General features: G+C 68.8%; 19 protein-coding genes. 9 read left to right on the plus strand and 10 right to left on the minus strand.

What is annotated here, in order from left to right; all coding sequences use genetic code 11:
- Positions 1 to 6: 6 nt before the first annotated feature.
- The 8 genes from AB0B91_RS07195 to AB0B91_RS07230 form a co-directional block, all read right to left on the minus strand.
- Positions 7 to 297: an MTH1187 family thiamine-binding protein gene (locus tag AB0B91_RS07195; RefSeq protein ID WP_358317002.1), complete on the minus strand. Its 291-nt coding sequence runs from the start codon at positions 295 to 297 to the stop codon at positions 7 to 9.
- An 89-nt stretch (positions 298 to 386) separates the two neighbouring features.
- Positions 387 to 710 carry a hypothetical protein gene (locus tag AB0B91_RS07200; RefSeq protein WP_214639065.1) on the minus strand — a complete coding sequence of 108 codons (324 nt, stop codon included), beginning with the start codon at positions 708 to 710 and terminating at the stop codon, positions 387 to 389.
- Between the two features lie 10 nt (positions 711 to 720).
- The gene (locus AB0B91_RS07205; RefSeq protein ID WP_358317004.1) at positions 721 to 1,398 is read right to left on the minus strand and encodes a uracil-DNA glycosylase; all 678 of its coding nucleotides are present in this window, start codon (positions 1,396 to 1,398) and stop codon (positions 721 to 723) included.
- Positions 1,399 to 1,467: 69 nt separating this feature from the next.
- Positions 1,468 to 2,829 (minus strand): M1 family metallopeptidase, encoded by a 1,362-nt coding sequence (locus AB0B91_RS07210; RefSeq protein WP_358317006.1) that lies wholly within the window; start codon positions 2,827 to 2,829, stop codon positions 1,468 to 1,470.
- Between the two features lie 87 nt (positions 2,830 to 2,916).
- Positions 2,917 to 3,816, minus strand: coding sequence for a carbohydrate ABC transporter permease (locus AB0B91_RS07215; protein ID WP_358317008.1), 900 nt, complete (start codon positions 3,814 to 3,816; stop codon positions 2,917 to 2,919).
- Positions 3,813 to 5,192, minus strand: coding sequence for an ABC transporter permease subunit (locus AB0B91_RS07220; RefSeq protein ID WP_358317010.1), 1,380 nt, complete (start codon positions 5,190 to 5,192; stop codon positions 3,813 to 3,815). Before AB0B91_RS07220 ends, AB0B91_RS07215 begins: the two co-directional genes overlap by 4 nt.
- Positions 5,193 to 5,204: 12 nt before the next feature.
- On the minus strand, positions 5,205 to 6,527 hold the full coding sequence (locus AB0B91_RS07225) for an ABC transporter substrate-binding protein (protein ID WP_358317012.1): 1,323 nt from the start codon (positions 6,525 to 6,527) through the stop codon (positions 5,205 to 5,207).
- Positions 6,528 to 6,534: 7 nt separating this feature from the next.
- Positions 6,535 to 7,782 carry an ABC transporter substrate-binding protein gene (locus AB0B91_RS07230; RefSeq protein WP_358317014.1) on the minus strand — a complete coding sequence of 416 codons (1,248 nt, stop codon included), beginning with the start codon at positions 7,780 to 7,782 and terminating at the stop codon, positions 6,535 to 6,537.
- A 128-nt stretch (positions 7,783 to 7,910) separates the two neighbouring features.
- On the opposite strand from AB0B91_RS07230, the gene AB0B91_RS07235 reads away from it, so the two are divergent.
- Genes AB0B91_RS07235 through AB0B91_RS07245 form a run of 3 tightly spaced genes read left to right on the plus strand, consistent with a single transcriptional unit; the run spans position 7,911 to position 11,403 of the window.
- Positions 7,911 to 8,417 carry a PadR family transcriptional regulator gene (locus AB0B91_RS07235; RefSeq protein ID WP_358317016.1) on the plus strand — a complete coding sequence of 169 codons (507 nt, stop codon included), beginning with the start codon at positions 7,911 to 7,913 and terminating at the stop codon, positions 8,415 to 8,417.
- On the plus strand, positions 8,414 to 9,139 hold the full coding sequence (locus tag AB0B91_RS07240) for an ABC transporter ATP-binding protein (protein WP_358317018.1): 726 nt from the start codon (positions 8,414 to 8,416) through the stop codon (positions 9,137 to 9,139). Before AB0B91_RS07235 ends, AB0B91_RS07240 begins: the two co-directional genes overlap by 4 nt.
- On the plus strand, positions 9,136 to 11,403 hold the full coding sequence (locus AB0B91_RS07245) for an FtsX-like permease family protein (RefSeq protein ID WP_358317020.1): 2,268 nt from the start codon (positions 9,136 to 9,138) through the stop codon (positions 11,401 to 11,403). Before AB0B91_RS07240 ends, AB0B91_RS07245 begins: the two co-directional genes overlap by 4 nt.
- Here AB0B91_RS07245 and treS read toward each other — a convergent pair.
- Positions 11,395 to 13,095 carry a maltose alpha-D-glucosyltransferase gene (treS, locus tag AB0B91_RS07250; RefSeq protein ID WP_358317022.1) on the minus strand — a complete coding sequence of 567 codons (1,701 nt, stop codon included), beginning with the start codon at positions 13,093 to 13,095 and terminating at the stop codon, positions 11,395 to 11,397. The genes AB0B91_RS07245 and treS overlap by 9 nt on opposite strands.
- Positions 13,096 to 13,355: 260 nt before the next feature.
- Complete coding sequence (locus AB0B91_RS07255; protein WP_358317024.1) at positions 13,356 to 14,990, minus strand: asparagine synthetase B family protein; 1,635 nt, start codon at positions 14,988 to 14,990, stop codon at positions 13,356 to 13,358.
- Between the two features lie 70 nt (positions 14,991 to 15,060).
- Here AB0B91_RS07255 and AB0B91_RS07260 point away from each other — a divergent pair, with 70 nt between their 5' ends.
- From AB0B91_RS07260 to AB0B91_RS07285, 6 genes are all read left to right on the plus strand, one after another.
- Positions 15,061 to 16,908 (plus strand): hypothetical protein, encoded by a 1,848-nt coding sequence (locus AB0B91_RS07260; protein ID WP_358317025.1) that lies wholly within the window; start codon positions 15,061 to 15,063, stop codon positions 16,906 to 16,908.
- Between the two features lie 12 nt (positions 16,909 to 16,920).
- Positions 16,921 to 17,526: an anticodon-binding protein gene (locus AB0B91_RS07265; protein WP_358317026.1), complete on the plus strand. Its 606-nt coding sequence runs from the start codon at positions 16,921 to 16,923 to the stop codon at positions 17,524 to 17,526.
- Positions 17,527 to 17,647: 121 nt separating this feature from the next.
- Entirely contained in the window at positions 17,648 to 19,030 is a 1,383-nt protein-coding gene (lysA, locus tag AB0B91_RS07270) for a diaminopimelate decarboxylase (RefSeq protein ID WP_358317028.1), read from the plus strand.
- Positions 19,027 to 20,316 (plus strand): homoserine dehydrogenase, encoded by a 1,290-nt coding sequence (locus AB0B91_RS07275; RefSeq protein WP_358317030.1) that lies wholly within the window; start codon positions 19,027 to 19,029, stop codon positions 20,314 to 20,316. The genes lysA and AB0B91_RS07275 overlap by 4 nt, the downstream gene beginning before the upstream one ends.
- Positions 20,317 to 20,961: 645 nt before the next feature.
- Positions 20,962 to 21,195 (plus strand): ATP synthase F0 subunit C, encoded by a 234-nt coding sequence (gene atpE / locus AB0B91_RS07280; RefSeq protein ID WP_358317033.1) that lies wholly within the window; start codon positions 20,962 to 20,964, stop codon positions 21,193 to 21,195.
- 179 nt (positions 21,196 to 21,374) lie between these two features.
- Positions 21,375 to 21,656, plus strand: coding sequence for a hypothetical protein (locus AB0B91_RS07285; protein WP_358317036.1), 282 nt, complete (start codon positions 21,375 to 21,377; stop codon positions 21,654 to 21,656).
- The last annotated feature ends 44 nt before the right edge of the window (positions 21,657 to 21,700 follow it).

A 21,700-nucleotide genomic window follows, 5' to 3' on the forward strand; every position in this document is an offset into this window, starting at 1 on the left:
TGACGGTCAGGAGAGGAGTCGTTCGACGGCGGCGACCTTGCTGGTCATGCCGTCCGTGACGCCGGGTCGCAGGTCGGCCTTCAGCACCAGGCTGACCCGGGGCGCCACCTCGGCCACCGCGTCCACAGCCCGCTTGACCACGGACATGACCTCGTCCCACTCACCCTCAATGGTGGTGAACATGGAGTCCGTCTGGTTGGGCAGCCCGCTCTCCCGCACCACCTTGACGGCGCGCGCGACTGGCTCGGCGACCCCCTCGCCGACGCCCAGCGGCGTGATCGAGAATGCGACGATCAAGTGAGTGCCCCCTCAGAACTCTTGGAACGCTCAGAACTCACAGCGCGGGCCACGGTGCCGGACAAGAAGCGCCGCGGCCCGCACTGGACTCAAGCGTGCTCGTGGTCGTCCTCTTCCTCTTCCTCGCTGGGGCCGTCGGACGGCTCGACGCCCAGGACGGCCTCGCGGGGCTCGATCTCGTCGATGTGGTCGACGAGCTGCAGGACGTGGTCGGGCTCGATCAGCCACTGCAGGGCCGAGGCGCCGGTGTCGTCCGACTTGACGAGCTCGGCCTGCTCGACGCGCTCGTCGTCGGTGAGCTCGGCGTCGGGGTGCCGGATCTCGGCCAGCGCGGCGGCCTGTAGCGCATCCACGTCGAGCACCTCGACGGTCAGCTCGACCGTCAGGCGCAGGAATTTCTCGTTATCACTCATGGCGAAGATGCTAGGGCAGCTTCCACTCGACCGGACCGGCGCCTTGCTGGACGAGGAGCTCGTTGGCGCGGCTGAAGGGCCTGGAGCCGAAGAATCCGTTGCGTGCCGACAGCGGCGACGGGTGCGCGGACTCGATGCGCGGGACGCTGCCGAGCATCGGTGCCAGGTTGCGCGCGTCACGGCCCCACAGGATCGCGACCATCGGCTTGTCGCGGGCCACCAGCGCGCGGATGGCCTGCTCGGTGACCTCTTCCCAGCCCTTGCCCCGGTGGGAGGCGGGCTTGCCGGGCATCACGGTGAGGACCCTGTTGAGCAGCAGCACGCCCTGGTCGGCCCAGGGAGTCAGGTCGCCGTTGGCCGGGCGCGGCAGTCCGAGGTCGGTCTCCATCTCCTTGTAGATGTTGAGCAGGCTGCCGGGCAGCGGCCGCACATCGGGGGCGACGGAGAACGACAGCCCGATGGGGTGACCCGGTGTGGGGTAGGGGTCCTGGCCCACGATCAGCACCTTGACGTCGTCGAAGGGCTGATTGAAGGCGCGCAGTACGTTGGCGCCCGCAGGGAGATACTGCCGGCCTTCGGCGATCTCGTTGCGGAGGAACTCACCCATCTGGGAGACACGCTCGGCGACCGGTTCGAGCGCACTGGCCCATCCGGCTTCGACGACTTCGTTCAAGGGACGACTGGCCATGGCCGTTGAGCTTAGTCAGGTCTGGTACGGCTTGCGGCCCGAATCCGGACGACCGCCGTACCAGAATGATCACAGCGTGGGCTTGCCCCGCTGGAACAGCCAGAGGTCGAAGAGCGTGCCGAGATCCTTGCCCGAGACGCGCTGAGTCAGGGAGATGAAGCCGGCCGTGTCGGCGTTGCCGTACTTGTGGTCGTTCACCCAGGTCCTGAGGATGGTGAAGAACGCCGCGTCGCCGACCGTGCTCCGCAGGACGTGCAGTGTCATCGCGCCGCGGTCGTAGACGGGGTCGTCGAAGAGCTTGGCCGGGCCGCCCGGGTCCGCGGTGGGCGTCTGCCAGAACTCGTCTTCCGGGGTACGGCTGTAGGCCTCGTCGAAGGAGTCCTGGAGCTTCTTGGTGCCCAGCTTGTCCTGCCAGAGCCATTCGGCGTAGGTGGCGAAGCCTTCGTTGAGCCAGATGTCCTTCCACCGCGTCGGCGTCACGGCGTCGCCGAACCACTGGTGGGCGAGCTCGTGGGAGAGCAGCGACTCGCTCGGCACTTTGGGGTAGATCGGGCGGGTCTGGGTCTCCAGGGAGTAGCCGACGTCCGGCGCGTGGTCGATGATGCCGCCGGTCGAGGAGAACGGGTAGGGGCCGAAGAGCGAGCCGAAGTAGTCAAGGATGGGTTTGTGGCGCTTGGCGAAGTCTCCGGCTTTCGCAGCGTCCCGTGGGTCCACAGCAGTGATTACACGGAAATTTCCGATCTTGGTGTCGGAAAGCTGGAATTTTCCGATGGTGACGGTGGCGAGGTAGCTGGCCATCGGCTCCCTGGAGTTCCACACGTACGTCGTACGACCGCCTTGGGACGTCCTCGACACCAGGTCGCCGTTGGCCACCGCCACCCGCGTGCTCGGCACGGTCACCGTGAAGCGGTAGGTGGCTTTGTCCGTCATGTGGTGGTTACCGGGGTACCAGGACATCGCGCCCTGCGGCTCGTTGGCGTTGAACACGCCGTCGTCCGTACGGATCCAGCCGTCGCGCGAGCCGTCCGGGTCGACGACGGATGCCGGCTTGCCGTCGTAGCGGACCACGACGGAGAAGGGGCGCCCCGAGGCCAGCGTGCCGGGCGGGGTGACGACGAGCTCGGGGCCGCTGCGCTTGAACGCGGCCGCCGCGCCGTTCACCATGACGGACCGCACGGCCAGGGTGTCGACCAGGTCCAGGTCGAAGCGGCTCAGCTCCTGCGTGGCCCGGGCGGTGATCGTCGCCACGCCGCTCAGCCGGTTGGGGCCCGGGTCGTAGCCCAGCGCGAGGTCGTAGTGCCCGGCGTCATAGCCGCCGTTGCCCTGCTGCGGGAAGTACGGATCCCCCGCTCCCGGCGCGCCGGGAGCGGCGCCGAAGGCGAGGGAAGTGGCGACTGCCAGCGCGAGGAGCTTCATGGCTGATTTTCGCATCCGTGAAAGGGAGCGTTACGGGCGCCCGCCTGCCTCCCTCGGCAGGCGGACGCCCCTGCCCCCGCGTCCGGTGGGCTTCCGCGTCGTCTATTTCACCGAACCGGCCATCATGCCCTGCACGAAGTAGCGCTGGAAGGCGAAGAAGAGGACCAATGGGATGATCAGCGACAGGAAGGCGCCCGAGGAGAGGATGTCCACGTTCGACCCGAACTGCCGCATCTGAGACTGGAGTGCCTTGGTCATCGGCTGGTTCTCCGGGTTGGCGAAGACCAGCGCGATGAGCATGTCATTCCATACCCAGAGGAACTGGAAAATACCGAGCGACGCGATCGCCGGCTTGCCCAGCGGGAACACCACTCGAATGAAGATCGTCACCTCCGACGCCCCGTCCATCCGAGCCGCCTCCAGCAGAGACGACGGGATGCCGACGAAGAAGTTCCGGAGCAGGAAGATCGCGAACGGCAGTCCGAACGCCACGTGGAAAAGCACCACGCCGGGGATCGTGCCGAAGATGCCGATGCCGCCGTAGAAGCTGGCGACCGGGATCAGCGCGATCTGGATCGGCACGATGAGCAGCCCGACCACGATCAGGAACCCCAGGTCGCGGCCCGGGAAGTCCATCCACGCGAACGCGTAGGCGGCCATCGCGGCGATCCCGATCACCAGGATCGTGGTGGGCACCGTGATGAACACGGTGTTCCAGAACGACGCGGTGAAGCCGCTCGCCAGCAGGTTGCTGTAGTTCTGGATGGTCAGCTCGGCGGGCTTGGTGAAGATGGTCCACCAGCCCTCGGCGCTGTTGACCTTCACCGAGCGCAGCGAGACGACCATCAGGCCGAGCGTCGGGACCAGCCAGAACAGGCCGAGCAGCACCATCACGACCTGGACGGCGCCGCCGCCGAGGCGGTCGACGATCCGCGTGATCACGGTTCTGCGGGGAGCGCCCGCATGCACCTCTGCGGGTGCCGCGGCGGTTGCCGTCGTCACGTGTCTTCCCTCCTGAACCGGCGGATATTCATGATCATGAAGGGAAGGACCAGGATGAGCAGGAAGATCGCGAGCGCGCTGCCCAGTCCCTGGTTGTTCCCGCCGCCGAACGAGACCCGCCACATCTCCAGCGCGACCACGTTCGACTGTGGCTGGACCGATGGTGGCGCGATGATGAAGACCAGGTCGAACACCTTCAGCGTGTTGATGATCATCGTCACGAAGACGACGAGCAGCACCGGCGACAGCAGCGGCACGGTGATCCGGCGGAACACCTGCCACTCCGTGGCGCCGTCGATGCGGGCCGCCTCCAGCGAGTCACGCGGGATGGCCGCCAACCCGGCGGCGATCAGCACCATGGCGAACCCGGCCCACACCCAGATGAAGGCGCCGATGATCGCGGGTGTGATGAGCGTCGGGCCGAGCCAGGTCAGGCCGTGGTAGGCGGCCTGGAAGTTCGACTGCGGCAGCCGTACGACATAGGAGCCCGCGGGCAGCCCGTCGAAGCGGAAGGTGCCGTCGTCGGCCGTCGTGGCGGTGCCGGCCACCTTGCCGTCCTTGACCGCTTCCACGGTCATGCCGGGCAGGCCCTTCTCGGTGGCGTCGACCGCGCCGTTCTTGCCGCCGCCGCCCGCCGTGAAGTCGAACCACACGGTCCCGGACAGGTCGGTGCCCGGTGGCGCGGCCTTGGCGGGCTGCGCGTCGCTCGGGATCATCTGCGGCTTGATGCCGACGATCGGGATCAGCACCGGCTGGCCCGCCTGGGCGGGCTGCTTGGTGACGACCGCGCCCTTGTCCGCCGCGACCGCCGACTGGTCGCCTTCGCGCGGGCGCGCCTCGGGGTAGCCCTGCGAGGAGGAGAAGGTGTCGTGAATCGTGGTGAGTACGGCGTTGGCCACGCCCTTGTCCGGGTCCTCGTCGTACACGAGCCGGAAGATCACGCCCGCGGCCATGAGCGAGACCGCCATGGGCATGAACACGATCAGCTTGAACGCGGTCGCCCACTTGATGCGCTCGGTGAGCACCGCGAAGATCAGGCCCAGCGTGGTCACGATGATCGGGGCGACGACCACCCAGATCAGGTTGTTCCTGATCGTGGTGAGCATGCCCGGATCGGTGAAGATCGTCGTGTAGTTGCCCAGGCCGACGAACCCGCTGCCGGTGGCGTCGAAGAGACTGCGGAAGATCGAGTAGACGATCGGGTAGACCACCCAGATCCCCAGCAGCACGGCCGCCGGGAGGAGGAAGGCGAGAGCGACCGTCGGCGAGGGGCCGATGAGGCGTTGCTTTCGGGGGGTTTCATCAGGTCCGGAGGCGGACCCGCCCGAGGTTTCATCCTCGAGCGGGGCCTGCGGGCCGTCCAACCGTTCGGTCACGGCCTTACCTCTTTACTTCCAGGCCTTTTTGGCCTCGTCCTCGAGCTTGGTCTGGGCGCCCTTGATGTCGGTCGGCGTACGCAGGAAGTCCTGCAGCACCTTCCATTCGCCCTTGCCGTCGGTCCCGCCGAAGGCGCTGGGCGACAGGTCGGACATGTCATAGCGGACCGCGTCGCCGGCCGAGATGATCGTCTGCCCGAGCGCCTTGGTCAGCGGGTCCGGGTAGTTGTCGGGGGAGACGTTCTTGTTGGGCGAGAGGTAGCCGGGCAGCTTGGCCCAGATCTCGCCACCCTCCTTGGAGGCCAGGAACTGCAGCAGCGCCATGGCGCCGGGGGAGTCCTTCATCGCGACCGCGACGTCGCCGCCGAGCACGACGGGAGCGGTGTCACCGGCCTTGGGGAACGGGAAGTACTTCGCTTCCTCGCCCACCTTGGCACCGTCCGCCGTGGCCTGGGTGGCCACGAAGTCGGCCTCGATGACCATGGCCGCCTTCTTCTGGCCGAACACCTTGGTCACACAGGTCGGGAAGTCGGTCTGCAGCGCGCCGGAGTTGCCGTCGAGGACGAACTCCTTCTTGCCCACGATCTGCGCGATCTTCTCCAGGGCGGTGGCCACGCTGGGGTCCGTCCACGGGATCTCGTGCTTGGCCAGCTTGTCGTAGTTCTCCGGGCCCGCGCTGGACAGGTAGACGTTCTCGAACAGGTCGGTCAGCGTCCAGCCGGAGGCGCCGCAGAAGGAGAACGGGGCGGTGCCGGAGTCGGCGATCGTCTGAGAGGCCTTGACCAGCTCGTCCCAGTTCGTCGGCACCTGCACGCCCGCGTCGTCGAAGGCCTGCGAGCGGTACCAGATCAGCGACTTGTGCGCGGCCTTGATCAGCACACCGTACGTTTTGCCGTCGGCGGAGCCCAGCTCCTTCCAGTACGGCGTGTAGTTGGTGTCGATCTCCTTGGTCACCTCGGGGGTGAGCGGCTTCAGCGCGTTCTGCTTGGCGTACTGCTGCACCAGGCCCGGCTGCGGCAGGATCGCCACGTCGGGCGGGCTGCCGCCCTGGATGCGCGGGCCGAGGTAGGCGCCCGTGTCTTCACCGGTGGAGGCGTAGGTCACCGTGGCGCCGGTCTTGTCCGAGAAGGCCTTGAGTACCTTCTGGAAGTTCTTCTGCTCGTCGCCGGTCCACTTGGCGGCGACCTCGAGCTTGACGCCCTGGAGCGTCTTGCCCGCCTCGGTTGCCGACGCCGAACTCGACGCCGTGGGCTGCGTGGTCGTCGGTGCGTTTCCGCACGCGGCGACCGCTACCGCGAGCCCCGCCAGAATCGCTGCTGCTCTGGCTTTTTGCATGGCTGCCTCACTGTGTTCTGATGATCTCTTGCAGTTCGGACTTCATTGAGGCCGCGACGTCGTCGGCGGACTCGTTGTATGGCGGGCTGAGCGCCTTGGCGACCGTGCTCGCGATCACCAGGCTGATCTGGTTGTAGTTCGCGCTCACCGGCCGCGGTTTGGCGGCGAGGATGCTCTCCTTGAGCACGGGCAGGTAGGGGAACCGCTTGATCAGGTCCGGGTCGTCGTAGAGCTCGGTCCACACCGGCGGGAACGAACCGTCGGTGAGCACCCGCCGCTCGTTCTCCAGACCGGTGAAGTAGCGGATGAACTCCTGTGCCGTGCGCTGGTGCTCGGAGTAGGCGCTGACGGCGAGATTGACGCCGCCGAGCGTGCTCGATCCCGGGCCGTCCAGGCCGGGCAGCCTGGTCACCGCGAACTTCTTGCCGAGCTTGGCCGTCGCCGGCCCGTACGCGTGGGGCCAGTTGCGGGCGAAGGCGAGGCGCCCCTCCTGGAAGGCCAGGCGGGACTCCTCCTCCTTGTAACTCAGCGACTCCTTGGGGATCCAGCCCTCGCGCAGGCCCTGGAGAAGGAAGTCCAGCGCGATCGTGGCTTTGGCCGGGTCGAGGGTCACCTCCGTGCCGTCGGGGCTGAGTATCTGCCCGCCTGCCGACTGCACGGCCTCGGAGAAGTTCACGGTCAGCCCCTCGTATGCGAGGAACTGCCCGGCATAACCCCCAATATCGTGTTTTTTCGTTACTTCTAGGGCTTGCTGGCGAAGGTCCGCCCAGGTGCGGGGCGGTTTCTTGATCAGGTCTGTTCGGTAGTAGAGCAGGCCGGCATTACTCGTGTACGGCACCGCCCACAGCTTGTTCTTGTAGACCGCCGTGTCCACTACGGGCGGCAGGAGCCTGTCGAGCGGGAAGAACCCGCGCTCCAGGGGGATGATCCAGCCGTTCTCCGCGAACTCGGCAGTCCACACCACATCCAGCCCGAGCACGTCGTAGCGGTTGCTCCGGGCTTGGAGGTTGGCCGCCATCTGAGCGCGTTGCTCGTCGGCGGCCTCGGGTAGTTCGAGGAGCGTCACCTTCTCGGCCGGGTGGGCCTGGTTCCAGCGATCCAGCAGGGGTTGCAGGTACGCCGTGGTGTCGCGTCCGGTGGCGAAGGTGATCGGGCCTGTTCCGCCCGTACCGGTGTCGCCGCCGCCCTCATCGCCCGTCGCCGCGCAGGCGGCCGCCAGAAAGACGGTCAGCACGATCGGCAACGAGCGAAGCACCCTGTTACCTCCCTGTTCAGAATGATTACATTCGTGTTAGGTAGATGCATTCATGTTATGCACACATGTAATGTGGCGGTCAACGGATAGCCGCGTAACGCATACGTAACGCAAGGGGGAGGTGGGGTGTGCGGCCACACCTGCTGGCGCTCCTAGCCAAGGAGCCTGCCCATGGTTACGAGCTCAAACAGGCTCTCGAGCAGACCTTCGGCAGCGCCTATCCCTCGCCCAACATCGGCCAGATCTATGTGACGCTCGGCAGGCTGGAGAAGGACGGCCTGGTCAGGGCCGTGGATGTGGAGCAGTCTAACCGTCCGAACAAGAAGGTTTACTACCTGACCGCCAAGGGTCGCGAGGTGCTCACCACCTGGGTGGACGAGCCGACCGAGGGCCCGCGGGTGCGTGACGAGTTCTTCATGAAGCTCGTCCTGGCGCCGCTCACCGGCATCGCCGACCGGATGGCGCTCATCAACCGGCAGCGGCGGCACTATCTTTCGCTCATGAGCGATCTCAACGACCTCCTCGCCCGCACGCCGGCGGCCGACCGCGTGGCGCTCTTGCTCATCGAGGGCGCCATGCTGCATCTGCAGGCCGACCTCGAGTGGCTGGAACGCTGTCAGGAGGACCTGGCATGAGCGTGATCAAGGCCGTCAACCTGGTGAAGATCTACTCCGGCGGCGCGGTGCCCGTACCTGCCGTGCGCGGTGTGGATCTGCAGGTGGAGCCGGGCGAGTTCGTCGCGATCATGGGGCCGTCGGGGTCGGGCAAGTCGACGCTGGTGCACATGCTCGGCGGGCTCGACTCCCGCACCAGCGGCGAGATCTGGCTCGACGAGAAGCGGGTCGACACGCTGTCGGAGAGCGCGTGGGCGCTGCTGCGGCGCAAGAAGGTCGGCTTCGTCTTCCAGTTCTTCAACCTGGTCGCCAACATGACCGTGTCCGACAACGTGGAGCTGCCCGCGCTGCTCGCCGGAGCCTCGCCCCGCGAGGCCCGCGAACGCCGGCAGCACCTGCTCGGCGCCCTCAACCTCACCGAACGCGCCGACGCCGCGCCCGGCCAGCTGTCCGGCGGTGAGCAGCAGCGGGTCGCGCTGGCCCGCGCGCTGGCCAACCAGCCGAGCGTGCTGCTGGCCGACGAGCCGACCGGCAACCTCGACAGCCGCAACACGCGCGACGTGCTCCGCCTGCTCACCGAGGTGCACAAGGACGGCCAGACCATCATCATGGTCACCCACGACGCCCGCGTGGCCGCGCTCGCGGACCGCCTGGTGTCCCTGTTCGACGGCGCGATCGTCGACGACGGCCGGATCGCCCGCAGGCGTACGGGGACGGCGGGCGAGGTGATCGACCTCAGATGAGCACGGCCAGAGCGGGCGGCCGGTGGGTCAAGGCCGACCTGCGAGCAAGGCGGGGCCAGGCGCTGCTCACCGTCCTGGCCGTGGCCGGGATCGTGGCCGCGCTGATCACCGCCGTCACCCTGCTCGAAGACAGCACCAACCCGTGGCGCAGCCTGTTCGCCCAGACCGACGGTGCCCACGTGTGGTTCTACACCAAGGACAGCCCCCAGGTGGCGCTGGGCGGCATCGACGGCGTCACCCAGATCGCCGGGCCCTACCGGTCCGCGCCCGTCACCGTGGTGCAGAACGGCAAGAAGGAGCCCGCGTCGCTGCACGCGATGCCCGCCACGCCGCCGCGAGTCGCGCATCCGGTCGTGGCCGAGGGCCGCTGGCTGGACCCCGCCCAGTCCGACGGCGTGGTGGTCGAGCACTCCTTCGCCAAGGCACTGCGGTTGAAGCTCGGCGACGCCTTCTCGATCATCGCGCTGAGCGGCGAGCGCCACACCCTGTACGTACGCGGCATCGCCGACTCCGCCGAGCAGGGCTTCTACCCCGAGTGGACGCCCGGCCTGGCCTGGGTGCTGCCGGAGACGCTCGACCGGATCGAGCCCATGCTCGGCCGCAGCGAGTGGGTGACCGGGCTGCGCCTGGCCGACCCCGACGCCACCCAGGTCGTCTCCCAGCGCGTCGTCGTCATGCTGGAGGGCCAGCTGCAGCGCGTCTACAACTGGCGCGAGGTGCGGGCCGCGATGGAGCTCGACAACCGGCTGCTCGGCACGCTGCTGGCGCTGTTCGGCGTGGTCGGGCTGGTGGCCGCCGCCCTGGCGCTGGCCAACGCGGCCGGCGGCCGGGTGCTCGGTCAGCTGCGCGACCTGGCCACGCTCAAGTCGATGGGCTTCACCCGAGGCCAGGTCGCCCTGCTGCTCCTGGTCGAGCACGGCGCGCTCGGCCTGCTGGGCGTCTGCGTCGGCACGCTCGCCGGGTGGGCGGTGACGGTGGCGGTGCTCGGCACCACCTCCGTGGCGCCCGTACCCGTGCTGGCCATCGTGGGCGGCACCGCGCTGACCGTGCTGGCCGCGGTCGGAGTGCCCGCCTGGCGCGGCGGGCGCACGCCGCCCATCCCCGGCGCCCCTGCCGCCCCGCCGCGCGGCCACCTGTCGCGTCTGGCCCGGCTGGCCCTGCTCGTACGGCTGCCACCCGCGCTGATCCTCGGCACCCGGGACGCCTTCACCAGGCGGCTGCCCGCGTTCCTGACCGCGTTCGGCCTGGCCGTGCCGATGATGATGATCACGATCGGGCTCGGCGTCTGGTCCACGCTGGACAACTTCCTCAGCCACCCCGAGCAGGTCGGCCAGCACGCCAGCCTGTACGTCAGGCCGGGCAAGCTCGACGCGGCCGAGGCCCAGCGCATCGCGGAGTCCGACAAGGACGTCCAGACCGTTTACCCGGGCACCGACGTCAACGCCCTGGCGCCCGGAGAGGCCCGCTCGGTCAGGGTGCGGGCCCTCGGCAGTTCGGCCGACCCGTACCCGTTCCCGGTCGTGGAAGGCCGTATGTACGGCCAGCCCGGCGAGGCTGTCGCCGGGCAGGGGCTGCTCGATCTGCTGGGCGCCAGGATCGGCGACCGGATCCGGCTGACCGTCGGCGGCTCGCCGCTGATCGTGCGGATCGTCGGCCGCACCGTGGAGCCGGATCTCGACGGCGAGGTGCTCTCCGTGGGGCTCGACAGCCTGGCGGCCAAGGACTCCGTGCCGCCCGAGTTCTACGCCCTCGCGCTGCGTCAGGGCACGGACCCGGGAGAGGTGCGCGGCAGGCTGCTGGCGGCGTCGGCGGAGGGCCTGGACGTGCAGCGGGTGGTCAACCCGGCCGACCGGCTGTCGGTCATCCGGGTGGTGATCGTGTGGCTGATCGTGGTGCTGGCGCTGATCGGCCTGGCGAACCTGCTCACGGCCAGTGCCCTCGGGCTACGCGACCACGCGTTCGATCTGGCCGTGCTCAAGGCGATGGGCCTGACACCGCGGCAGGTGATGGCCACGCTGGTGACGGGCACCGGGCTGCTGGTCGTGCTCGGCATCGTGGCCGGCACGGCGGCCGGGGCCTCGGTCGTGACCGGGCTGATCGACCTTCAGGGCTACACCAGCGGGGTCGGGGCGGGCATCGGCCGCCCGCCCTCGCCCCTCACTCTTGTCATCGCCGTGCTGGTCGCCGTGGGCGCGGCGCTCGCGGTCGCGCTCATTCCGGCCCGCCGCGCGGCCCGCGCCCAGGTGCCCGTCACCTCACGCTGACGGGATGTTCTTGAGCGCGAACCAGTAGAACCCGTGGCTGGGCAGCGTGAGCAGGTAAGGCAGGTCACCGATCAGCGGGAAGTGCACCCCGCCCCGTGCCTCCACCGGCGTCATGCCCGTGAAGCGCCGCAGGTCGAGCTCCACCGGCTGCGGGTACTTCGACAGGTTGTTCACGCACAGCATGATGTCGTCGCCGTCCTCGCGGACGTAGGTGAGCACGCTGATGTTGGACGACCACATCTCGGTGTAGGCGCCGGTGCCGAAGACCGGGTGCTTGCGGCGGATCTCCAGCATCCGGCGGGTGAAGTGCAGCAGCGAACCCTCGTGGCGCTGTTGCGCCTCGACGTTGACCGCCTGGAACCCGTAGATCGGGTCCATGACCGCGGGCAGGTAGAGACGCCCTGGGTCGGCGGAGGAGAATCCGGCGTTGCGGTCGGGGCTCCACTGCATCGGCGTGCGCACCGCGTCGCGGTCCTCCAGCCAGATGTTGTCGCCCATGCCGATCTCGTCGCCGTAGTACATGACCGGCGAGCCCGGCAGGCTCAGCAGCAGGGCCGTGAACAGCTCGATCCGGTCCCTGTCGTTGTCCAGCAGCGGCGCGAGCCGGCGGCGGATGCCCAGGTAGGCCCGCATACGCGGGTCCTTGGCGTACTCGTTGTGCATGTAGTCGCGCTCTTCCTCGGTCACCGTCTCGAGCGTGAGCTCGTCGTGGTTGCGGAGGAAGATGCCCCACTGGGCGGTGTCGGGCAGCTTGGGGGTGCGCGACATGATCTCCGAGATCGGCTCGCGCGTCTCCTTCTTGACCGCCATGTAGATGCGCGGCATGAGGGGGAAGTGGAAGGCCATGTGGCACTCGTCGCCGCCCACGGTGGGGTCGCCGAAGTACTCGACGACGTCCTCGGGCCAGCCGTTGGCCTCGGCCAGCAGCACCCGGTCAGGGTAGAGCCGGTCGACCTCGGCGCGGACCTTCTTCAGGTACGCGTGCGTCTCGGGCAGCCCCGAGCACGACGTGCCCTCCCGCTCGAACAGGTAGGGCACCGCGTCCAGCCGGAAGCCGTCGATGCCCAGGTCCAGCCAGAACCGCAGCACCTCCAGCATGGCCTCCTGCACGGCCGGGTTGTCATAGTTCAGGTCCGGCTGGTGGTGGAAGAAGCGGTGCCAGTAGTACTGCTTGCGCACCGGGTCGTAGGTCCAGTTGGACTCCTCGGCACCGATGAAGATGATCGGGGCGTCGGGAAAGCCGGTCGGCTCGTCGGACCACACGTAGAAGTCGCCGTACGGCCCTTCCGGGTCGTGCCGCGACGCCTGGAACCAGGGATGACGGTCACTCGTGTGGTTCATCACCAGGTCGGTGATGATCCGCAGGCCGCGCTCGTGCGCCGACTCGATCAGATGTACAAAATCCCCGAGGTCCCCGAAGTCCGGAAGGATCTTCATGTAGTCGGAAATGTCATACCCGCCATCGCGCAGCGGCGACTCGTACAACGGGAGCAGCCAGAGGCAGTCGACGCCCAGCCATTCCAGATAGTCGAGCTTCTCCGTGAGACCACGCAGGTCTCCCGTGCCGTCGCCGTTGGAGTCCTTGAACCCTCGGACAAGAACTTCGTAGAACACCGCCCGCTTGTACCAAGAGGGATCCTCCGAGATGAAAGCCTCGGATATCGGCTCCGGTGTTGGGGATGCGTTGATCATATGTCGCTCACAGAAGGAGATGTGGGCAGGACGGAGTCACCGGTTTCCCCGGCGTTACTAGCTGGTGACCGCGCCGCCTGAGGTCGTCATCCCTGCGAACCTCATGCCCTGAACGGACCGGATTTGTGACCCGGTGCCCGCTTGTGCGGCGCTTACGGGCCGAACACTACCAGCCCGTTGGCTTTCCGGAACCCGCTTGTGCTGTGCTCGTCGTAATACCCGCGAGATCGCTACGTAACCGTGATGTTACCGAGAGTTCATCAGAAAGGGGATGACACATCACTTAGGTCGTTCTCGAAGTCGCTCAGCCAGAGTCCGAAAAGCACCAGCCCGCGGATCCAGAACCGGTCGTTCCACCCGCTGAACCGGGTCAGCGCGTCGGGGCCGCCCGCGATCACCATGTGCAGCTCGTCCGACAGCAGGCCGGGCACCCGCGCGGCCACCGTCTCCAGCATGCGGTGCGCGTACGCCCGCGCGGGCGCGGCCGTGGACCGCAGCGGAACCCGCAGCAGGGGCTGCTTGACCACGTTCGTGGACGGCAGCGCCGCCACCCGCGGGTTGGCGGCGTGCAGCACCTCGCGATAGAAGCGGCCCTTGTCCTTGCGCGCCACCCCCACCGACAGCGCCGCGTCGAAGAAGTCGGGGTGGATGAACGGCGCCGCGAACGACGCCTCGGGCCCGACCAGGTTGACCGCCGAGCGGGCGATGCCCCGCACGGTGCGGGTGTGCAGCACCGACAGCGGCAGCTCGGCCCGGTGCCCGTGCAGCATGGAGGTCGCGGCGGCGAACTGCTCGCGCACGGCCTCGTCCATCCAGGCACCGGCCGCCTCCGACAGGAACGGCTGCGACGGGGCGCCGAGGCTGAGCGACTTCAGCACCGCGGCCGACCGCTCGGCCTGTGAGGTGGCCTCCAGAGCCGCCCCGCTCACCATGAAGTTCTTCAGCAGCGGCCCGCCGGCCAGGCCGTCGACCAGCACCCGGCCCGACCGGTGCACCTCGTTGGCGAAAGGCGCGTACCAGGCGTGATGCGGCGTCAGGTATTCGAGCCGGCGGGCCACCTCAGCCGCGTCGCCCGGGTAGTCGTCGGCGGACTGGGTGATCACCCGGTGGGAGATGCCCAGCTCGCGGGTGATCGAGCGGGCGAAGGCGATGTCGGTGTCGGTGCCGTCGTCGGGGCTGGTCGTCCAGGACTCCACGTCGAAGCCCCGCGCCCGCGCCACGCTCGCCAGCAGCCGCGAGTCGTAGCCGCCGCTGACCGGCACGAGCAGCTTGCGCCCGTCATAGTCCTTGTAGACCTCGTGCAGGAGCTCCACGATCTCGTGGGCGCTCGTCCACGTCTCGTACGGCTCACTGCGCAGCCAGCGTGGCAGCCCCCGCTCCGTGGCCAGCCGCTCGCCGTCGAACACCAGCGCGCTCGACCCCGGCAGCCGCTTGACCCGCTGGTAGGGCGTGGCCTCGCCGAGCGGGAACGTCACCTGGAGGATCGAGGCCCAGGCCGACCAGTCGAGCTCGATCGGGACCAGCGACAGCAACGGCTGGATCAGGGACGAGAAGTAGATCGCATCGCCATGCCGTACGTAATAGACGTCGACCAGCCCGAGCGCCCCCGCGTGCAGCGTGACCCGCGAGCCGTCGCCGATCAGCCCCGGCGTCTCGTACGTCTCGGCGACCGTCATCCAGCCGTCGAGAGCAGAAGGCCGGCGCTCGCCCCAGGAGAACGCGAACGAGCCCCCGGCGCGGTGATAGGGCGGCAGAGGCGCCGAGCTGAACAGCGCCGCCTCGGCCGTCTGGAGCGCGGGCCTGACCCGCGGCCCCGCGGCGGCGAGCTTGCCGAGCACGACGGTGTCGATCCGGCCGAGGCCGCCGCAGACATAGGGCCGCACGTTGAACTGCACCGGATCTCATCCCTTCAAGCCGCTTCCCGCAAAAGAGTATCCTTTGCCGGGCTAGGAATCGGAGGTCTCGGTGAGCACTGAGCTGGAGAGCACTAGGCGAGCGCTACGTGATGCGATCGCCCAGGCCGAGCACGCGGCCGAGCTGGCCAGGCTGCTGGACGCGGCCCAGGCGCGGCTCGTGGAGGCCGAGCACCACGCCGCTGAGGCCAAGGCGCTCACCGAGCGGCTCACCGACGCGGAGGAGCGGCTGGAGAGCGAGCGCGCCGCCGCGGAGAAGCTCCGCAAGGAGCTCGCCGAGCAGCGTTTCCAGGCCGAGGTGGCCAACTGGAAGCTCTCCTCGATCAAGGTGGCCCGCTGGAACAGGCTGGGCGACGCGATCAGGACCGGCAAGAGCAACCCGGTCCGCCTGGCCAGAGGTCTCAAGGGCGCCGCCAAGCCGGTCAAACGGCCCGTCGCCCCCAAGCGCAAGCCCGTCGCCGTCACGGGCAAGGACAAGGACGAGCGGCCCGGCGCGGCCTATCAGGCCACCACCTCCGTCCGCACACTCAACGGCGCCTCCTTCAGGCTCAAGCCGTTCCGCGTGCCCACCGGCCCCAACACCCGCCCGCACCTCACCGCCGCGGTGATCGCCGACCCGCACACCGAGGCGCTGCTGCGCTACGAGTGGCGGCAGACGACCGGCTTCACGCCGCGCGACTTCGCCAGGGTGCTGCCGCAGGAGGTGCCGCACCTGCTCGTGGTCGAGTCGGTCACGCGGGGGCCGTGGGCCGAGGAGATCACCGGCGAGCCGGGCGAGGGGCTCAAGGCCCTGCTGGCCTGGTGCGCCGAGCGGGGGATCCGCACGGTGTTCTGGCACACGCAGGGCGACGCCGCCCCCTACGCGGCCGCCGCGGAGCTGTTCGAGCACCGTTTCACCAACGATCTCACCGTGGGCTGGCCGCGCCTGCACTTCGGGGTGCAGCCGCGGGTGCACAACCCGATCCCGCTCGCGGGCGGCCGGATCGACCGGGTGCTCACGCTCGACCAGCTCCTGCCCGAGCACCTGACCTACCCCGACGTGCTGACCTCCTACCGCTGGCCCGCCGCCGTCACCTGCCCGCCCGGCGCGCCGCAGTGGGTGCTGGCCGAGCTCGCGGCGTGCAACACCTCGATCGGCACCGAGCCCGACGATCGCCGGGCCCACGTCGCGCTGCGCCGCGCGCACGCCACCGGCACGATGTCCGAGCGGACCGACGAGCTGCTGGAGGCCATCGGCCTGCCCGCCGTACGCGCGACCCTCAACACCTCGGTGCTGCTGCCCGTGCCCGACTCGGCGCTGCTGGAGCACGCGCTGGCCCAGGTGGCCCGGCAGTCGGGGGTCACCCAGGTGGTGGTGTTCGCCTGGCGCGGCGCCGAGCAGCGCGTCCGCGAGGTCCTGACCGGCGTCGACGTGGTCTTCCGCGACCTCGACCCGGCCGCGAGCACGGGCGCCATGCTCGACCACGGCCTCGACCTGTGCGAGGGCGACCTGGTCGCGGTGATGGACCCGCGCGACATCTACGGCGCCCACTACCTGGCCGACCTGCGCAGGGCGTTCCTGTTCAGCACGGCCGACATCGTCGGCAAGGCCGCCTTCTACGCCCACCTCCGCAAGCCGCAGGCGACGCTGCTCAAGCAGCCGGACGCCGAATACTCCTACCTGCCGGAGATCGCCGGGGCCACGCTGCTGGCGCGCCGCAACACGCTGCGGGAGCTCGGATTCGCCGACCTCACCGACGGCTGGGACGAGGTGCTGATGCGGCAGTGCCGGGCCGACGGGATCAAGGTCTTCTCGGCCGACCGGTTCGGCTACGTGCGGGTGCGCGAGGAGGACCGGTGGCTGCTGGGGGCCGCGCAACTGGTCGAGTACGGCTCGGCCGAGCCGCACGCGCTCATCTAGCTGTTCTGTTCCATGACGCCGGAGCAGCTCGCTGAGGTGCTGGGGGAGCCGCCGGTGCCGGAGGGCACCTGGGAGCGGGAGGCGGTCTACGTCTCGGCCGCCGCGCTCCGTCGCGGCCTCCCGCCCGCCTCGCTGGCGGCGCGGCTGCGTGGTGCCGCGCAGGTGCTGGACAACGGGTTTCTGCGGATCGTCGTGGAGGTGCCGGGGGTGCTGGTGGACTCGGTGGAGCCGGTCGACGTTCCGGACCTCTGGCCGGATTTCCCTCGTACGTGGGCGAACCCGGGCTTCGTCGTCCGCTACGGGCACGTGCGTGCGGCGGCCGTCCAGCGGTGGGCCCATGACCTGGGCGTCCCTGCCGGGCCCTTCCAGCCGGAGCTGCTCGCCGATCCACGCGACCGCGCCGTGCTGCGGGTGCTGGCCGAGCTGCCGGGGCGGCGACTGAGCAGGGCTCCGGGGTGGGAGACCTATCTGGTACGGCTGGCGACGGCCTACCACGACGCCCATGAGCTGGCGCCCGCCGTACCCGTGGGAGACGATCCGCCCGCACCGCTGCACACGGCGCGCGTGCGGCTGGCGGCGGCGGTGCTCAAGGTGCTGCCGGGACCGGAGCGGCTGTGATTGGCAAAATATCCGGCTAAAGGGCGAAAAATCGTAAAAATATCCCTTCTGGAGCTTGATCGCGTCTCGATACGTGGGCAGCGGGTCCGGGGGGTTCGACGGGTCCGATAGCCTCGATCGGGTGAGTCGATTCGTCCATCCCGCCGGGGACCGGCACGCTGAGATGCTGCCCCATGAGCGCCCTCCGCTGGCGCCTGCCGACCTCAACCGGATCAACCCCTCGATCTGGCCGCGAACGTCGAGCCGGACCGATGGCGCGCTCACGATCGGCGGCGTGGACGTCCGCGATCTGGCCGGCGACCACGGCACGCCCCTCTACGTGCTCGACGAGGACGACGTGCGCTCGCGCATGCGCGACTACGCCACGGCCTTCGCGGGCTCCGAGGTCCACTACGCCGGCAAGGCGTTCCTGTGCAAGGAGATCGTCCGCTGGCTCCAGGACGAGGACCTCGGTCTTGACGTGGCCAGCGGCGGCGAGCTGGCGGTCGCGCTCAGCGTCGGCTTCCCGGCCTCGCGCATCACACTGCACGGCAACAACAAGTCGGCCGCCGAGCTGTCCAGGGCGCTGGAGGCGGGCGTCGGGCACATCGTCGTCGACTCCTATGAGGAGATCGCCCGGCTCGGGTTCCTCGCCGAGAAGTACGGTGTGCGGCCCAAGGTCATGATCCGGGTGACGACCGGGGTCGAGGCGCACACACACGAGTTCATCGCCACCGCGCACGACGACCAGAAGTTCGGGCTGTCGCTCAACAGCGGGGCCGCCGCCGAGGCCGTCCGCCGCATCCTCGCGCTGCCCGCGCTGGAGCTCGTCGGGCTCCACTCGCACATCGGCTCGCAGATCGTCGACACGGCCGGGTTCGAGGTGGCGGCGCGCCGCCTGGCCACGCTGCTCGTGCAGATCAAGGACGAGCACGACGTGGTGCTGCCCGAGCTCGACCTGGGCGGCGGCTACGGCATCGCCTATGTCGAGGGCGACGAGGCCCCCGACATCAAGGAGATCGCCGACGGCCTGCGCGGGATCGTCACCAAGGTCTGCACCGACGCCGGGCTGCCGGTGCCGAAGCTGACCGTGGAGCCCGGCCGCACGATCGTCGGGCCCGGCGGGATCACGCTCTACGAGGTCGGGACCGTCAAGGACGTCGAGGGGCTGCGTACGTACGTCAGCGTCGACGGCGGCATGAGCGACAACGTCCGCACCGCGCTCTACGGCGCCGAATACACCGCCGTGCTGGCCAGCCGCGAGAGTTTCGCCGAGCCCATGCTCAGCCGCATCGTCGGCAAGCACTGCGAGAGCGGCGACATCATCGTGCGCGACTGCTTCCTGCCCGCCGACCTCGCGCCGGGCGACCTGCTCGCCGTCGCGGCCACCGGGGCCTACTGCCGGTCGCTGGCCAGCAACTACAACTACCTGCCCAAGCCCGCCGTGGTGTCCGTCACCAACGGCGAGGCGCGCGTCATCGTGCGGGGCGAGACCGAGGACGACCTGTTGAGGGGGCAGCTGTGAAACCGCTGAAAGTGGCCCTGCTGGGCTGCGGGGTGGTGGGCTCGCAGGTCATCCGGCTGATGCACGAGCAGGGCGACGACCTGGCCGCCCGCATCGGGGCACCGCTGGAACTGGCCGGTGTGGCCGTACGCCGGATGGGCCGCAAACGCGACGTCGACGTGGCTCCCGAGCTGCTGACCACCGACGCCGAGTCACTGGTCACCCGCGACGACGTCGACATCGTGATCGAGGTCATCGGCGGCATCGAGCCCGCCCGATCGCTGATCGTCGCCGCCCTGTCCGGCGGCAAGTCGGTGGTCACCGCCAACAAGGCCCTGCTCGCCGAGGACGGCGCGACCCTGCACGAGGCCGCCCGCACGGGCGGCGCCGACCTCTACTTCGAGGCCAGCGTGGCCGGCGCCATCCCGCTGCTGCGCCCGCTGCGCGAGTCACTCGCCGGCGACCACGTCAAACAGGTCCTCGGCATCGTGAACGGCACCACCAACTACATCCTCGACAAGATGGACTCCACGGGCGCCTCCTTCACCGACGCTCTTGAGGAGGCCCAGACGCTCGGCTACGCCGAGGCCGACCCCACCGCCGACATCGAGGGCTTCGACGCCGCCGCCAAGGCCGCGATCCTGGCCGGCCTGGCCTTCCACAGCCGGGTGACGGCGGCGGAGGTGCACCGCGAGGGCATCACCGAGATCACCGCCACCGACGTCGCCTCGGCCAAGGCCATGGGCTACGTCATCAAACTGCTGGCCATCTGCGCCCGCTCCGACGACGGCCGCTCGATCGGGGTCCGGGTGTACCCGGCGATGATCCCCCGGACACACCCGCTGGCCGGGGTACGCGAGGCGTACAACGCGGTCTTCGTGGAGGCGGCGTCGGCCGGGCAGCTCATGTTCTACGGCAAGGGCGCCGGCGGCGCCCCCACGGCCTCGGCGGTGCTCGGCGACCTGGTGGCCGTGGCCCGCAACCGCCTGGCGGGCACCCGCGCCCCGGCGGAGTCGACGTACGCCGACCTGCCCGTGCATCCCATGGGGGAGACCGTGACGCGGTGCCATGTGGCGCTGGACGTGGCGGACAAGCCGGGCGTGCTGGCCCGGGTGGCCGACCTGTTCGCCAAGCATGACGTGTCGATCCAGACGGTGCGGCAGGAGGGGCACGGTGACGACGCCCAACTCGTCATCGTGACGCACCGGGCCACCGACGCGGCACTTTCGGCGACCATGGAGGAACTCCGGGACCTCGACATCGTACGAGCCGTGGCCAGCGTGATGCGGGTCGAAGGCGACCTCTGACAAGCAAGGTCCTTCGCCGGTTTTGGCGCTTCGCGCTTTGAGGGCTCGGGCAGTGTTTTGTGGGGGGCTCGGCGCCCCCCACACCCCCACAAGGGCATGGTCCTCGCTACGCTCGGGCGTCCTTCCACAGGAGGGCTCCGCCCTCCTGAACGCAGGCGGACCCTTGGCCTGACCGCGTCCACTGGCAGGCCGGGGCAGCGATGGCCGGAAGGATCGTAATCCTCGGGCATCGGAATTCATGCCGAAGTAGCTTGTGCTCACAGGCTCCCGGCAACACGCGTCGCTGTTTCGACGCGCTGTAAATCGCGTGATGCGGGTTGAAGGCGACTCTGACACGCTCTTACATGCATGGGCCTTGCCGTGCTCGGGCGTTCTTCCGCAGGGGGACTTCGCCCTCCTGAACGCAGGCGGACCCTTTACCTGAGTGGGCGATGGATCCTTGACCCGAGCACGTCCAGACCTGGCCGGGGTCCTTCCGGCCTGGTCTGGACGTAAAACGCTCAAACCGGTTTGTCCAGCGCGTTTATTGACGAGTGATTCCGTACAACTTGGTGTGACTGAATATTCTTTTCGCCGCTGTCCACGTGAACTAATGGTGGTAACCGTGATACTGCGCTTCACCGGACGCTCGGAAAGGGAATCGCAATGGATGTTCTCGCTCAGGTCTCTGGCAACGTCACCGCGATCGGTTACGGTCTCGCCGCCATCGGCCCTGGCGTCGGCGTCGGCATCATCTTCGGTCAGGGCGTGCAGGCCATCGCGCGCCAGCCGGAAGCGTACGGCCTGATCCGCCAGAACATGCTCCTCGGCTTCGTCCTCACCGAGGCCCTCGCTCTGCTCGGCCTGGTCGCGCCGTTCATCTTTAAGGTCATCCAGTAAATCGCGCGGTTCTGTGATGAGCGATGAGAATGTCTTTCTATGGCATCGGATCATCGCTGAATGGCGAGCGACCGCAGTGCGAGGTCGGCTCCGACAGGCTGACGACACCGTGACGACTGCGTGTTATGTCACGCTCCTAGAGAAATCGATCCTCGGTGACATCCTCTCTAGGAGGAACTATGCGCATGCAGTCGAAACTCGCGGCCAAAATCGTCCTCTCCGCGCTGCTCGCAGCTCCCTTGACCGTCGGCATGGGCGCGGTGGCCGCGAGTGCGTCGGTGAAGGCGGACACCGTAAAACTTCCGAGCAATGGCGCGATCGCCGGCGGGGATACATACCGTTGCGGATTTTACAAGCAGGATTGCATCGACGTACGGAACGCCATGGCTGACAGCGGATACACGGTCGGTCCCATCATCTACTCTCCCGTCAGCGGCTACTCCTTCGACTATTGGTGGTAACCACCGCACGGCACCCCGGAGAGTGCTCTGGGCGCGGCCCGGCG

Origin of the sequence: Nonomuraea sp. NPDC049141 (assembly GCF_040648415.1) — a bacterium.
Classification (GTDB): Bacteria; Actinomycetota; Actinomycetes; order Streptosporangiales; family Streptosporangiaceae; genus Nonomuraea.

Excerpts from the sequence above, each read along its gene's own strand:
- AB0B91_RS07200 (WP_214639065.1), bottom strand. The coding sequence starts at position 710 with ATGAGTGATAACGAGAAATTCCTGCGCCTGACGGTCGAGCTGACCGTC.
- AB0B91_RS07205 (WP_358317004.1), bottom strand. The coding sequence starts at position 1,398 with ATGGCCAGTCGTCCCTTGAACGAAGTCGTCGAAGCCGGATGGGCCAGT.
- AB0B91_RS07210 (WP_358317006.1), bottom strand. The coding sequence starts at position 2,829 with ATGCGAAAATCAGCCATGAAGCTCCTCGCGCTGGCAGTCGCCACTTCC.
- AB0B91_RS07225 (WP_358317012.1), bottom strand. The coding sequence starts at position 6,527 with ATGCAAAAAGCCAGAGCAGCAGCGATTCTGGCGGGGCTCGCGGTAGCG.
- AB0B91_RS07240 (WP_358317018.1), top strand. The coding sequence starts at position 8,414 with ATGAGCGTGATCAAGGCCGTCAACCTGGTGAAGATCTACTCCGGCGGC.
- AB0B91_RS07245 (WP_358317020.1), top strand. The coding sequence starts at position 9,136 with ATGAGCACGGCCAGAGCGGGCGGCCGGTGGGTCAAGGCCGACCTGCGA.
- treS (WP_358317022.1), bottom strand. The coding sequence starts at position 13,095 with ATGATCAACGCATCCCCAACACCGGAGCCGATATCCGAGGCTTTCATC.
- AB0B91_RS07265 (WP_358317026.1), top strand. The coding sequence starts at position 16,921 with ATGACGCCGGAGCAGCTCGCTGAGGTGCTGGGGGAGCCGCCGGTGCCG.
- atpE (WP_358317033.1), top strand. The coding sequence starts at position 20,962 with ATGGATGTTCTCGCTCAGGTCTCTGGCAACGTCACCGCGATCGGTTAC.
- AB0B91_RS07285 (WP_358317036.1), top strand. The coding sequence starts at position 21,375 with ATGCGCATGCAGTCGAAACTCGCGGCCAAAATCGTCCTCTCCGCGCTG.